15 protein-coding genes and 3 tRNA genes are annotated in these 11102 nt (G+C 73.8%); 7 read left to right on the top strand and 11 right to left on the bottom strand.

Going from position 1 to position 11102, the window contains the following annotated elements:
- Nucleotides 1–217: 217 nt before the first annotated feature.
- Nucleotides 218–847, bottom strand: coding sequence for a hemerythrin domain-containing protein (locus E1281_RS31155; protein ID WP_207943589.1), 630 nt, complete (start codon nt 845–847; stop codon nt 218–220).
- Between the two features lie 168 nt (nt 848–1015).
- On the bottom strand, nt 1016–1486 hold the full coding sequence (locus E1281_RS31150) for a MarR family winged helix-turn-helix transcriptional regulator (RefSeq protein WP_131883291.1): 471 nt from the start codon (nt 1484–1486) through the stop codon (nt 1016–1018).
- 171 nt (nt 1487–1657) lie between these two features.
- On the opposite strand from E1281_RS31150, the gene E1281_RS41440 reads away from it, so the two are divergent.
- Nucleotides 1658–1852: a hypothetical protein gene (locus tag E1281_RS41440; protein ID WP_207943594.1), complete on the top strand. Its 195-nt coding sequence runs from the start codon at nt 1658–1660 to the stop codon at nt 1850–1852.
- On the top strand, nt 1837–2802 hold the full coding sequence (locus tag E1281_RS31145) for an MFS transporter (RefSeq protein WP_207943593.1): 966 nt from the start codon (nt 1837–1839) through the stop codon (nt 2800–2802). The genes E1281_RS41440 and E1281_RS31145 overlap by 16 nt, the downstream gene beginning before the upstream one ends.
- Before the next feature lie 210 nt (nt 2803–3012).
- Here E1281_RS31145 and E1281_RS31140 read toward each other — a convergent pair whose 3' ends face one another.
- From E1281_RS31140 to E1281_RS31120, 5 genes are all read right to left on the bottom strand, one after another.
- Entirely contained in the window at nt 3013–3888 is an 876-nt protein-coding gene (locus E1281_RS31140) for a serine hydrolase domain-containing protein (protein ID WP_207943592.1), read from the bottom strand.
- Between the two features lie 31 nt (nt 3889–3919).
- Entirely contained in the window at nt 3920–4351 is a 432-nt protein-coding gene (locus tag E1281_RS31135; protein WP_131883290.1) for a PPOX class F420-dependent oxidoreductase, read from the bottom strand.
- A 276-nt stretch (nt 4352–4627) separates the two neighbouring features.
- Nucleotides 4628–5188, bottom strand: coding sequence for a DUF1062 domain-containing protein (locus tag E1281_RS31130; RefSeq protein ID WP_131883289.1), 561 nt, complete (start codon nt 5186–5188; stop codon nt 4628–4630).
- Between the two features lie 265 nt (nt 5189–5453).
- On the bottom strand, nt 5454–6191 hold the full coding sequence (locus E1281_RS31125; RefSeq protein WP_131883288.1) for a VOC family protein: 738 nt from the start codon (nt 6189–6191) through the stop codon (nt 5454–5456).
- Between the two features lie 151 nt (nt 6192–6342).
- Complete coding sequence (locus tag E1281_RS31120) at nt 6343–6711, bottom strand: MMPL family transporter (RefSeq protein ID WP_131883287.1); 369 nt, start codon at nt 6709–6711, stop codon at nt 6343–6345.
- On the opposite strand from E1281_RS31120, the gene E1281_RS31115 reads away from it, so the two are divergent.
- Together E1281_RS31115 and E1281_RS31110 are read left to right on the top strand one after the other, a co-directional pair.
- Complete coding sequence (locus E1281_RS31115) at nt 6710–7360, top strand: TetR/AcrR family transcriptional regulator (RefSeq protein ID WP_131883286.1); 651 nt, start codon at nt 6710–6712, stop codon at nt 7358–7360. The genes E1281_RS31120 and E1281_RS31115 overlap by 2 nt on opposite strands.
- A gap of 128 nt (nt 7361–7488) precedes the next feature.
- Nucleotides 7489–7977 (top strand): carboxymuconolactone decarboxylase family protein, encoded by a 489-nt coding sequence (locus tag E1281_RS31110; protein WP_131883285.1) that lies wholly within the window; start codon nt 7489–7491, stop codon nt 7975–7977.
- A gap of 175 nt (nt 7978–8152) precedes the next feature.
- Here the strand turns inward: E1281_RS31110 and E1281_RS31105 are convergent, their stop codons facing one another.
- Nucleotides 8153–8728 (bottom strand): TetR-like C-terminal domain-containing protein, encoded by a 576-nt coding sequence (locus tag E1281_RS31105; RefSeq protein ID WP_131883284.1) that lies wholly within the window; start codon nt 8726–8728, stop codon nt 8153–8155.
- Between the two features lie 72 nt (nt 8729–8800).
- On the opposite strand from E1281_RS31105, the gene E1281_RS31100 reads away from it, so the two are divergent.
- Nucleotides 8801–9304, top strand: coding sequence for an FBP domain-containing protein (locus tag E1281_RS31100; protein ID WP_131883283.1), 504 nt, complete (start codon nt 8801–8803; stop codon nt 9302–9304).
- A gap of 101 nt (nt 9305–9405) precedes the next feature.
- Nucleotides 9406–9807, top strand: coding sequence for a RidA family protein (locus tag E1281_RS31095; RefSeq protein WP_131883292.1), 402 nt, complete (start codon nt 9406–9408; stop codon nt 9805–9807).
- Nucleotides 9808–9832: 25 nt separating this feature from the next.
- On the opposite strand, the gene E1281_RS31090 is transcribed toward E1281_RS31095, so the two are convergent.
- From E1281_RS31090 to E1281_RS31080, 3 genes are all read right to left on the bottom strand, one after another.
- Nucleotides 9833–9905 (bottom strand) — tRNA-Arg (locus E1281_RS31090).
- A gap of 40 nt (nt 9906–9945) precedes the next feature.
- A tRNA-Cys gene (locus E1281_RS31085) sits at nt 9946–10017 on the bottom strand.
- Nucleotides 10018–10040: 23 nt separating this feature from the next.
- Nucleotides 10041–10113, bottom strand: a tRNA-Asp gene (locus E1281_RS31080).
- A 395-nt stretch (nt 10114–10508) separates the two neighbouring features.
- Here E1281_RS31080 and E1281_RS31075 point away from each other — a divergent pair.
- Nucleotides 10509–11102 (top strand): alpha/beta hydrolase (locus E1281_RS31075; protein WP_131883282.1); only part of this gene is annotated, 594 nt, incomplete at its 3' end.

Here is an 11102-nt window from a genome sequence, read left to right as displayed (position 1 = left end):
CCCGCGCGGGACGGCGCCGTCCCCTGCTCGGACGGATCCGGCCTCGACCAGTGCCGCGCCCTCATCGGCCATCCCGCCCTCAGCACCCGCGACGCGCTGCTGCTGACGTACTACAACCCCGCCGACAGCCACATCAACGCCCGCGCCGTCCCCTGGTGACCCCCCGGGCACGCGGCGTCCGGCCCGCGACCTCCCGCGCCGGACGCGAAGGCGGCCGTCACAGGCTCCACAGGCGCCGCTTGCGGTAGCGGGGCTCCCACATCACCCGGTTGCGCTCCCGCAGCGGCACCGGCAGCGCCGTCAGGAACCGGCTCCGCTCGACCGGCGCGATCCCGTCCACGACCCACGGCACGAACAGCTCCGCGCCCGCCTCGCACCGGCCGCCGACCTCGTCGGCCACCGCCCGCCACTCCTCGGGCCCCAGCACCGACTCCGCCAGCGGCACCGCGCTCATCTCCTCGTGCCGCAGATGCGCCTCGACGGCCTCGCGCAGCTCCCGCACCGCCCGCGGCAGGTCGCCGCCGTCCCGCAGCGCCACGTCGACCCGCCCGATCAGCGACCCGATCCCGGCGTGCTCGGCGCGCATCTCCGCCAGCACCGCGCGCTCGGCCCGGCGGCCCGCCACCGCGCGCTCCACCCGCGGCCACAGCACCGCGTCCTCCACGTCGTGATGCAGGCGGATCAGGTCCTTGAGGTTCTCCCAGCCCGCGCGCACATGGACGGCTCCGCCCTTGCCCGCCGCAGCCGCCGCCGCGAGCCGGTCCAGGTCGCGGCGGAACGCGTCATGGGCGGCGTGGACGAGGGCGTGGCAGGTCATTTCGCGCGGCTGGACCGCGAATGCTCCCATACCATAACGACCCCCTCGCGCCCTCCGATGTGACGCGCGGCCAGGAGAAGAGACCCACTTCACACCTCCGCGGGGACACTCCCAGGCGCCACGGCGCGCGCCGACCGGATCATCGACCTCGGGCCCGGCGCGGACGGCCCCGCGCTGGGGGTAAGCCCCCCGGGCCGGTCAGGGCGCGGGCTCGTCGGGGCGGGGCCAGGGGCGCCCGGCGAGGCGCTCGATGTCGGTGTTGAAGCGCCGCAGGTAAGCGGCGAAGGCCGCGACGTCCTGCGGGGGCCACTCCGCGAGGACCTTGTCCAGGCCCCGGACGCTGCGGTCGCGCTCCTCGTCGAGGAGCCGCCCGCCCTCGGCGGTGATGCGGAACTTGCGGGCGATCCCGGCGCCCGGGTCGGCGATGCGCTCGACCAGGCCCGCGCGCAGCATCGCGGCCGTCTGCCGGTTGAGGGTGGAGGGGTCCAGCCCGAACGCCTCGCTGAGCTGCCCGATCGACATCGGGCCCTCCAGCCGGATGCGGCTGAGCAGGATGTAGGCGCTGCGGTCCATGGGGCCGCCCTCGCGCCGGCCGCGCGGACCCGTCATGTGCACATGCCGCCCGAGCAGCATCGTCTCGTACTCGATCAGGTGCGTGGGCTTGTCCATCCCGCTCCTCCTCCCCGTGGCTTCCGCCCGGTCCCCGCGCGCACGGTGCGGCTCCCTCCGGCGCACGGCAGCATGCCTACCACATCGGGATGTGCATCATACACGTTTTGTGCATCGACCACGTCATATGTACAGTGCACACGTTCGTGATGTCGAGATCCTGAGAACCGCATGGACGACTCCGCGCCCGCCGTCCGCTCAGGCGGGATCGTCGGCGTGCTGGCGGCGGCCGGCATCGTCGCCGCACTCATGCAGACGCTGGTGGTGCCGTTCATCGGCGACATGCCGCGGCTGCTGGACACCAGCGCCTCCAACGCCTGGTCGTCACCGCCACCCTGCTGGCCGGCGCGGTGTCCATCCCGGTGACCGGGCGGCTCGGCGACCTGCTCGGCAAGCGCACCATGCTGCTGGCCTGCGTGGTGCCGCTGGTCGCCGGCTCGGTGGTGTGCGCGCTCGCCGCCACCGTCGTCCCGATGATCGTCGGGCGCGGGCTGCAGGGCCTCGGCATGAACCTGGTCCCCCTGGGCATCAGCGCGCTACGCGAGCTGCTGCCGCCCGCGCGGCTGGGGCTGGCGATCGCGCTGATCAGCGCGTCCATGGGCATCGGCGGCGCGCTCGGCATGCCGATCGCGGCCGCGGTCGCCGAGTACAGCGACTGGCGGGTCCTGTTCTGGGGCTCGGCCGTGCTCAGCGCGCTGATCGCCGTGCTGATCGGGCGCCTGGTGCCGCCCACGCCCCCGCAGGCGAAGGGAAGCCTGGACGTCGTCGGCGGCCTCGGCCTCGGCACCGGGCTGGTGTGCCTGCTGCTGGGCGTGTCCAAGGGCGCCGACTGGGGCTGGGCCAGCGGCACCACCCTCGGCCTGCTCGCCGCCGCGGCGGTCGTCCTGCCCGCGTGGGCGTGGTGGGAGCTGCGGACCCGGGACCCGCTGGTCGACCTGCGCGTCACCGCACGGCGCCAGGTCCTGTTCACCAACCTGGCCTCGGTGCTGGTCGGATGCGCGATGTACGCGCAGGCGCTGATCGTGATGCAGCTACTGCAGCTGCCCGAGGCGACCGGCTACGGCCTCGGGCAGTCGATGCTGGCCGCCGGGCTGTGGATGGCGCCGTCCGGGCTGACGATGATGGCGGTCTCGCCGCTGGGCGCCAAACTGTCGGCCGCGACCGCCCCCAAGGTCACCCTGGGCGTCGGCAGCCTGGTCATCGCGATCGGGTACGGCTGCTCGATGTTCCTGATGGGATCGACGTGGGGCCTGCTCGTCGTCACCGTCGTCTGCAACGCCGGCGTCGGCCTCGCCTCGGGGCCATGCCCGCCCTGATCATGAGCGCCGTGCCCGCGTCGGAGACCGCCTCGGCCAACGGCTTCAACACCCTCATGCGCTCCATCGGCACGACCGTGTCGGCCGCCGTCGTCGGCGTCGTCCTGGCCGAGATGACCACGAGCATGGGCGGGCACGTCCTGCCGTCCGAGTCGGGCTTCCTCACCAGCATGCTGTTCGGCTGCGGCGTCGCGCTGCTGGCCGCGGCCGTCACCCTCGCCATCCCGGGTACGCGCCGCCCGCCGCCCGCCCGGCCGAGCACGCCGCCGCCGCCAAGGAGTCCGCACGCTCCACGACCTGAACGGCCCGGTGTGGGCGGGGTGCTCTCCGCCAAGCCCCTACGCAGGCGGCGGATGCGACCCGGGCCGGGCGCTTGCCGGGACTCCGCGATGAAGCCGGTCCGGCCCCTGGAAGCCGGAGTCTCAGCCGGCAGTTCCTTGGAGGATCGCGCGAATGTAGGCCTCCGGTCCGTCCCGCGGGCCTGCTCGTCGAAGATGTGGTCGATCGTCTTCGGCGAGAGCAGCCGCACCCCGTCGACCTCGCCACCGCGGGAGATGATCGACATCGTGCGCGCCAGCGCGCGCGTTGGTGTGGCCGTGGTGTGGCCGTGGTGTGGCCGTTCACCGCGCCCATGTCGGCGCGCCGCCAGGCAAGGGTGTTGGCGACGGCGGGGTCGACGGCCGGGCCGGTCATGGTCCTGACCGCGGGAGAGTCCGCCGGCAGCGAGTCGAGATCGAGGGGAAGCGGCGGTGGCGGAACGATCTCGGCGACGCGGTGATCGTCCTCGGCGCCGGCGCCGATCCGCAGGTCGGCGCCCAGCGGCTCCGCGATCTCGTCGGCCACGAACCGCTGGAGCGCCTTGCCGCTCACCCGGCGCACGAGCTCGCCGAGGAGGTGGCCCTGGTTGAAAGCGTGATAGCCCGAGGCGGTCCCGGGCTCCCACCACGGCGCCTGACCGGCCGGCCGCGACACCGACTTCTCCCAGTCGTACAAGTCCTCCGGTGACGAAGGGCTGCTCCCAACCCGAGACCGCCGAAGCCGCCGTCCGGTGGCTGCGCGACCGGTGGCGCCCGCTCGATCCGGCACCTGACGCGCGCCGGCTCGTCCGCCGCCCGCGTCAGCCGAGCATCTCGCCGTACACGTGGTCGACCGCCATCGACATGAGGACCCTGCGGTCGGCCACCATCACCGCCCGGTACTCGTCCCAGTCGGGGTGCTCCCCGGCGGCGCGCCGGTAGTAGTCCACCAGCGCCTCGACCTCGGGGCCGCGGGGGTCGACGCCGGGCCCGGTGAGCACCGCCGTGCCCTCGGCGGTGGCCCACGCCCGCCCGTCGGGGCTGGTGACCTCCAGCGCGGCCCGCGGGTCCCGGCGCAGATTCGCCGTCTTGGCCCGTCCCTCGGTCATCGAGACGTAGAGGACGTCGGCGTCCCGGTCGTAGAAGGGCATGACGGGGGAGAGCTGCGGGCGGCCGTCCGACCGGAGCGTGGCCAGGACGCCGAGCCGGCTGCCCGCGAGCAGCGCGCGCGGTTCGAACGGCGCGCCGCTCATGACCGCGCCCCCGCGGGCCTGCGGACCTGCTCGGTGATCGCCGCGTGACCGCTGCCGCCGGCCTCGTCTTCCCGCATCTCGTACTCCTCGTCAGGCGTCTCGGTGGTCATGCCAGAATCATCGACGTTCACACCAGTGTGAAGGTCAAGGGGTGGTCAGCAGCGGGCCGGTCGGAGAGCTGAGGTGGCCGCCCCCATGGCCTCCTCACCGGCGACCGGCCGAACGCCGACCCCGGCTGGGGACGCAGTCGTGCGGCTGCGTCCCCGCTGGTCCCCGCTAGGGTGCGGGCATCACGGTGAAGGCGAATCCGGTGCTTCTCGGGCGGCGCAGCGGGACGTCGCACTTGACCCGGCGCAGTGCCCCCTTCCTGCTGAGGCCGAGTCCTTGAGCGATGAGCCGTTCAGGGCGCACCGGCACCGGATCCTCGAAGGCGACCTCCACCCGGATCGGCCACGCGCCGTCGAGCCGTGCCGGCGGGGCGTCCAGCCGCCAGGCCCCCGCCCAGTCGAGGGTGAAGCGGTTGCGGCGGGCGAGCAGCGGATCCAGCAGCGTGGACGCCACCAGGTCCGGATCGTTGGAGCGGTAGCCGTCGAGCTCGGCCGGATCGAAGGACCCGGCCGGCGCCCGCTCGCGCACGGTGAGCTTGCTCGTCCGGTCGCAGGACACGCAGCGCACCAGCAGCCACACGTCCAGCAGCTTGCCGTTGGCGTTGACGCGGAACCTGCCCTCGCCGATGGTGGCCGACTCCGATCGGCAGGCGGCGCACCGCAGCGACAGCAGGGGCGGCCTGGTCCGGCGAACGGCCCAGGGCAGCACGGTATGAGGTTGTGCGGACATGATCTCTCAAGACCTGACACGAGGCCGATTGCGCGCGGCCTCGAACGCTGAACGGCCGGGGCGCGCCAGGGCGGCCCGGCGGAGCCGACGGGGCGTCGGCTAGATGTGAGCGGAAGTAGGTGTCAGGTCTGGAGAGCAGGCGGGGTCACGCGGTTCCGTCCTCTGTCCTCGCTGCGATGGGGCCGCGGGCAACCTACGGGAACGCGGCGGGACACCTCAATCGGTTTTCCGGCCGCGGCCTCGCGGTGCGGGTGGAGGCGCTGCGTCATCCCCGTCCGAGGACGCAGAACTCGTTGCCCTCCGGGTCGGCGAGGCAGATCCACGGCACGTCGCCCTGGCCCACGTCGGCGTCGGCGGCGCCGAGGGCGCGCAGCCGGGCCGCCTCCGGCCCCTGGCTCTCAACGGGTTCCGGCAGCAGGTCGATGTGGACGCGGTGCCGCACGTCCTTCGCGCCGGGCGAGCGCACGAACTCCAGATAGGGCCCGACGCCTTCGGCGGAGCGCAGCCGCGCGTGATCGTCGGTCACCTCGTGCAGGGTCCAGTCGATCGCCTCGTCCCAGAACCGGGCCATGGCCCGCGGATCCTCGCAGTCGACGACCACCGCGGCGATCGGCCCGGTGTCCCGGTAGACCGGCCGGGGCTCCAGCACGCAGAACACGTTGCCCTCCGGGTCGGCCAGGACCGTCCACGGGACGTCGCCCTGGCCCACGTCGGCGGGCGCCGCACCGAGATCCCTCAGGTGCGCGACGAGCTCCGCCTGGTGGGCCGCCGAGGTGCTGGCGAGATCGATGTGCGTGCGATGCCTCACCGTTTCCGGGTCCGGGACGGTGACGACATCGATGCAGACGGCGGTGGGGTCCGGCCAGTCGAAGCCCACGGGCTGGACGTTGGTCACGCCGGGTCCCTCGCTGGAGACGCCCCAGCCGAGCGCGTCCGCCCAGAACCGGCCGAGGGCCGAATCACTCCGGGCCTTGAAATTCACCTGAACGAGTCGCAGCGCCACGCCACCCGACCCTATGCCCAGGCGGGCGGCGCGCGCCCATGCGCCCCCCCGGCCGGAGGACGCCGGCCACCTGCATCCTGAGAGGCGGCAGAGGGCTCACCGACGCCGACCGGCGAGCCCTCTCCGACCGGGAGCGCGCGAACCGGGCCGCTCAGCCGAGCCGGTCAGCGGGTTCCGCCACCCGGGACGGGGTGGCGGCTTCCAGGTTCAGGCTCGGCAGGCGGGAGGCCAGGGCGGCGGGCATCCACCAGGCCCAGCGGCCCATGAGCTGCATCGCGGCCGGGACCACCAGGCAGCGGATGACGACGGCGTCGACGAAGATCGCGATGGCCATGCCGAACCCGATCTGCTGCAGGAGCCGTTGCGGGCTGAGCATGAACACGCCGAAGATGAGGATCACGATCAGTCCGGCGGCCGTGATGACGGCGCCGGTGTGCGCGAGGCCCTCCCGGACCGCGGCCTCGTCGCTGCCGGTGCGCTCGCGCTCCTCGTGGATCCTGGAGACATAGGAGTCGGTCATGCCCGATGAGCCCAGGAAGCGCCGCTACGACTCGATGCGCAGGGAAGCGCAGGCACTGGAGACCCGCGCCGAGATCGCCAGAGCGGCGCGCAGGCTCTTCGTCGCACAGGGCTGGGCGGTGACGACGGTCCGGGACGTCGCCCGTGAGGCCGGGGTCTCCGCGCCGACCGTCTACGCCGCCTACAAGAACAAGACCGGCCTGACCCGGGCGCTCGCCGACGCCGCCGACCTCTCGGCCGACCTCACGCGGGCGCTCGACGAACTCGAGGACCCGGCCGCCGGCCCCGCGGACCAGCTCGGCGCCATGGCCGCCTTCGACCGCCGCCTCTACGAACGCGCGGGCGACATCATCGCCCTGATCCGCGACGCCGGACGCAGCGAACCCGAACTCGCCGCCATCTACACCAACGGGCGCAAGGCCGCGGACCAGAACAGGCGCGAGGTGTTCGGATCCTGGCCGCACGGATCACTCCGCGACGGCCTGGACCTGGAGACCGCCATCGACATCTACGCGGCCATGTGCAACATCGACACCTACGACACCTTCGTCAACGAACGCCGATGGACGCCCGACCGGATCGAACGGTGGTGGCGAAAAGCACTCCCCCGCGAGCTGCTCAACCCCGACCGCCCGCGCAGGACGTCCTGACGAGGGCGGAGTCGTGGACGGTCCTCGCCGACGATCGGTCGCCGGCGGAGCCGGCAGGGCTGTCACAACGATCCGGTCGCCGGCGTCTCATGCTCGTTCCTGTTCAACACCACGAGTGAGGACGCTTCATGGAATCCCGATTCAACCTGTTGGACAGCACGGCCGCCGCGAAATTCATCAAGCGGTTCTACAGCGCTTCGCTGGCCCTGGACCAGTCGACGCTGCCGAAGGCCCTGCGGGACCTGGTCGAACTGCGCGTCAGCCAGATCAACGGCTGCGGTTTCTGCACCGACCTCCACACCAAGGAGGCCGCGGCCGCCGGTGAGTCATCGGTCCGGCTCAACCTGGTCGCCGCCTGGCGCGAGTCCACCGTGTTCACCGAGGCCGAGCGGGCGGCCCTGGCGCTCGCAGAAGAGGGGACCCGGCTCGGCGACGCCCACCGGGGCGTGTCCGACGAGACCTGGGCCGAGGTACGCAAGCACTACGACGACGACCAGATCGGCGCGCTGGTCTGCGCCGTCGCCGCGATCAACGCGTCAACGCGGATGAACGCCATCGTGCGCAACCCGGGGGGTTCCTACGAGCCCGGCATGTTCGCCGCGCTGATTCAGGACTGATCGGAGACCATGAGTCCCGGCCCCGCGATGGTCGTCCGACCCGGCCCTCCGCTCCCGAACCCGGCCGCCATGTAGGCGGGTCATGGCCAGTACCGTCCGAGGGTGGTCTCCGCTCGCTGATCCGGCGCATTCTCGTGGCGAGGGAGCAACGAGGGGTTCGGAATGGCGCGGAGTGTCAGGACGGGGGCCAGCTGGAGAGGGCGGCGTGGAGGGTGTCCAGGATCCTGGACCACGAGGCGTCGGTGCCGCGGGCGTCGCTGGAGTGGCGGAAGGCCTCGGCCGCCTCCAGGCTCACGAATCCGTGGAAGGTGCTGCCCAGCAGCCGGATCGCGTCGATGTGGTCGGACTCGGGGACGCGGTAGCCGCGCAGGATCGCGCGGGTCATCTCCACGTGCCGGACGGCGGCGCTGGTCGCCGCGGTCTCGGGGTCGAGGCTGAGGCGGCTCGCGGCGTAGCGCCCCGGGTGCGCGCGGGCGTAGTCGCGGTAGGCGTCGGCGAAGGCCACCAGGGCGTCCTTGCCCGAGCGTCCGGCCAGCGCGGCGCCCGCGGCGTCGGCGAGTTCGGCGAGCGCGAACAGGGCCACCCTGACCCGCAGGTCCCGCATGTTGCGGACGTGGGAGTACAGGCTGGCCTCCCTGACGCCGAACCTGCGCGCCAGCGCCGTGACCGTGACGTTGTCGAAGCCGATCTCGTCGGCCAGTTCCGCCGCCGCCAGGGTCAGGCGTTCGGCGTTCACCCCCGCGCGTGCCATGGGGCCATCCTTCCAGAACCTAAGCCGCTTAGGATTTTGCCTAACCGAATCAGCTTAGGTAGTCTCGTGGCCATGAGGGCGATCACCGAGAGCGACATCCGCGCGTCCTTCGTCAACTGCTCCAAGGGCGAGGCCAAGCGGCTGGGGCTGCCACGGGACCTGGACGCCAGGCCGTGGGACGACCTGGACTTCCTCGGCTGGCGCGACCCCGGCTCCCCCGGCCGCGCCCACCTGGTCGCCGAGCGCGGGGGCCGGCTGGTCGGGGTCGCGCTGCGGGTGACCTCCGGCGGCGGACGCGGTTTCACCGCGCGCGGCATGTGCTCGCTGTGCCTGACCACCCGCACCGGCGGCGCCGTCGCGCTGATGACCGCGCGCCGCACCGGCGAGGCCGGCCGCCAGGGCGACACCGTCGGGCGCTACCTGTGCGGCGACCTCGACTGCTCGCTGTACCTGCGGGGCCGCAAGGAGTCCGTGGTCGGCGGGGATCTGCAGGAGTCCCTCACCGTGGAGGAGAAGGTCGCCCGCCTGCACGCCAACCTGGACGCCTTCTTGGCCAAGATCACCACGTCGGGTTAGCGGCCCGCCGCCGTTCCCCGGGCTCCTCGACCGGCCGGCGGCCCCCGGAACGTGCGACGATCTCGCTGGACGGATCGTGAGCGAGAGGGGGCCCGATGGGGGTGCCGGGGGTGCGGCTGGTGCGGGACGTGGGCCTGGCCGCCGTGGACTACGCGTACGCGGCGGTCGCGGACACGCCGGTGCGGGCGGTGTGGGTGGCGGGCGCGTGCCCGCTGGACGAGTCGGGCGCGACGGTCGCGGTGGGCGACTACGCCGGGCAGGCGCGCCGGGTGATGCGGAACCTGCGGGCGGCGCTGGAGGGCGCGGGGGCGTCGACGGCGGACGTGGTGAAGACGACCGTGTACGTGGCGTCCTCGCGCCAGGCCGACCTGGTGGAGGCGTGGGAGGTGTACCGGGAGGCCATGGGAGCGCACGACCCGCCCAGCACCCTGCTGGGGGTGGCGGTCCTGGGGTACGACGACCAACTCGTCGAGGTCGAGGCGGTGGCCGTCCTCCCCCGCTAGCGCACCCGTCCGGGCACGGGTGGTGCCTCCCCGGCAGGAATCGAACCTGCGGCTTCCGGCTTCGGAGGCCGGCGCTCTGTCCGCTGAGCTACGGGGAGCCGGAGCCCCGCCCCCAGGGTGACGCGGGGGCGGAGCCGGAGACGCCGGTGGGATTCGAACCCACGTGAAGCGGTACTGCAGACCGCCGCCTGTCCACTCGGCTACGACGTCACGGGCCCGCGGCACGGGCCGTGCGACCCCGATGGGATTCGAACCCACGGCTTCCGGCGTGACGGGCCGGTGCTCTGGCCGCTGAGCTACGAGGTCGTGAAACGAAACAAGGCCGCTCTCCCGGGACGGGAGGCGGCCGCCGCGCGTGACGGTTCACGCGGGTGTCAGGGGGCCGCCCGCCCGGGGGTCCGGGGGCGATCGCCGCGTCGACAGGTCATGACCGCTCCCTCCGGGGCCTCGCGGGCCGGGCGTTCCGGCGCCTGCACGAACAGGCTGCCGGGCCGCGCGGACCGCCGCAACGGGTTTTCGGCCGCCCGCACGGCCCGGCGGACGAGAGGGCGGCGAACTGCCCGCCTACACCGCCGCGCGGCTGCCCCGCCCCTGACGGCGGCCGGGCCTTGCTCTTGGACGTGCCGGGCGCGTGTGTGATCGTAGGTGCCGGCACGCCCCGCCCCGGCCGCGTGGGCAGGCGCCGGGACCGGGAGGTTTCGATGGGACGCGATCCGGAGTACCTGGCGTTCATGCGCCGCCGCCTCGCCGAGGCCCCCGCGCCGGGCGGCGGAGTCGAGGCCGCGCGCCGCGTGCTCGCCGCCGACCTGGCCCGATCCCCCCGGCCGCCGGTCGAGACCGTGCGGGACCTGGTCGTGGACGGGGCGGCCGGGCCGCTGCCCGCACGGCTCTACCGGCCCGCCGCGCGGGGACCGGCACCGGTCCTGGTGTACTTCCACGGCGGCGGGTGGGTGCTGGGCGACGTCGACTCCTACGACCCGGTGGTGCGGGCGCTGGCGGCGGCCAGCGGTGTCGCGTGGGTGTCGGTCGGCTACCGGCGCCCGCCCGAGGACCCGTACCCGGCCGCGCCCGACGACGCGGCCGCCGCCGTCGGCTGGGTCGCCGCGCACGCGGCCGGACTGGGCCTGGACCCCCGGCGTGTCGGCGTCGCCGGCGACAGCGCCGGCGGGCAGATCGCCGCGGTCGCGGCCGGCCGGCTGCGCGCCCCGGGCCCCGCGCGGCCCGTCCTCCAAGTGCTGCTGTACCCGGCGCTGGACCTGCGCCGCGACCCGCCCCGGCCGCCCGACCCCGACGGC

The organism is Actinomadura sp. KC345 (assembly GCF_004348515.1).
Lineage (GTDB): Bacteria > Actinomycetota > Actinomycetes > Streptosporangiales > Streptosporangiaceae > Spirillospora.
The sequence above is the reverse complement of the archived record's forward strand: the minus strand, read 5'-3'. Positions and strand labels throughout refer to the sequence as shown.

What these genes read in the sequence shown, in the direction of transcription:
- E1281_RS31155 (WP_207943589.1), bottom strand. Translation starts at nt 847, where the DNA reads ATGGGAGCATTCGCGGTCCAGCCGCGCGAAATGACCTGCCACGCCCTC.
- E1281_RS31150 (WP_131883291.1), bottom strand. Translation starts at nt 1,486, where the DNA reads ATGGACAAGCCCACGCACCTGATCGAGTACGAGACGATGCTGCTCGGG.
- E1281_RS41440 (WP_207943594.1), top strand. Translation starts at nt 1,658, where the DNA reads ATGGACGACTCCGCGCCCGCCGTCCGCTCAGGCGGGATCGTCGGCGTG.
- E1281_RS31135 (WP_131883290.1), bottom strand. Translation starts at nt 4,351, where the DNA reads ATGAGCGGCGCGCCGTTCGAACCGCGCGCGCTGCTCGCGGGCAGCCGG.
- E1281_RS31130 (WP_131883289.1), bottom strand. Translation starts at nt 5,188, where the DNA reads ATGTCCGCACAACCTCATACCGTGCTGCCCTGGGCCGTTCGCCGGACC.
- E1281_RS31115 (WP_131883286.1), top strand. Translation starts at nt 6,710, where the DNA reads ATGCCCGATGAGCCCAGGAAGCGCCGCTACGACTCGATGCGCAGGGAA.
- E1281_RS31120 (WP_131883287.1), bottom strand. Translation starts at nt 6,711, where the DNA reads ATGACCGACTCCTATGTCTCCAGGATCCACGAGGAGCGCGAGCGCACC.
- E1281_RS31110 (WP_131883285.1), top strand. Translation starts at nt 7,489, where the DNA reads ATGGAATCCCGATTCAACCTGTTGGACAGCACGGCCGCCGCGAAATTC.
- E1281_RS31105 (WP_131883284.1), bottom strand. Translation starts at nt 8,728, where the DNA reads ATGGCACGCGCGGGGGTGAACGCCGAACGCCTGACCCTGGCGGCGGCG.
- E1281_RS31100 (WP_131883283.1), top strand. Translation starts at nt 8,801, where the DNA reads ATGAGGGCGATCACCGAGAGCGACATCCGCGCGTCCTTCGTCAACTGC.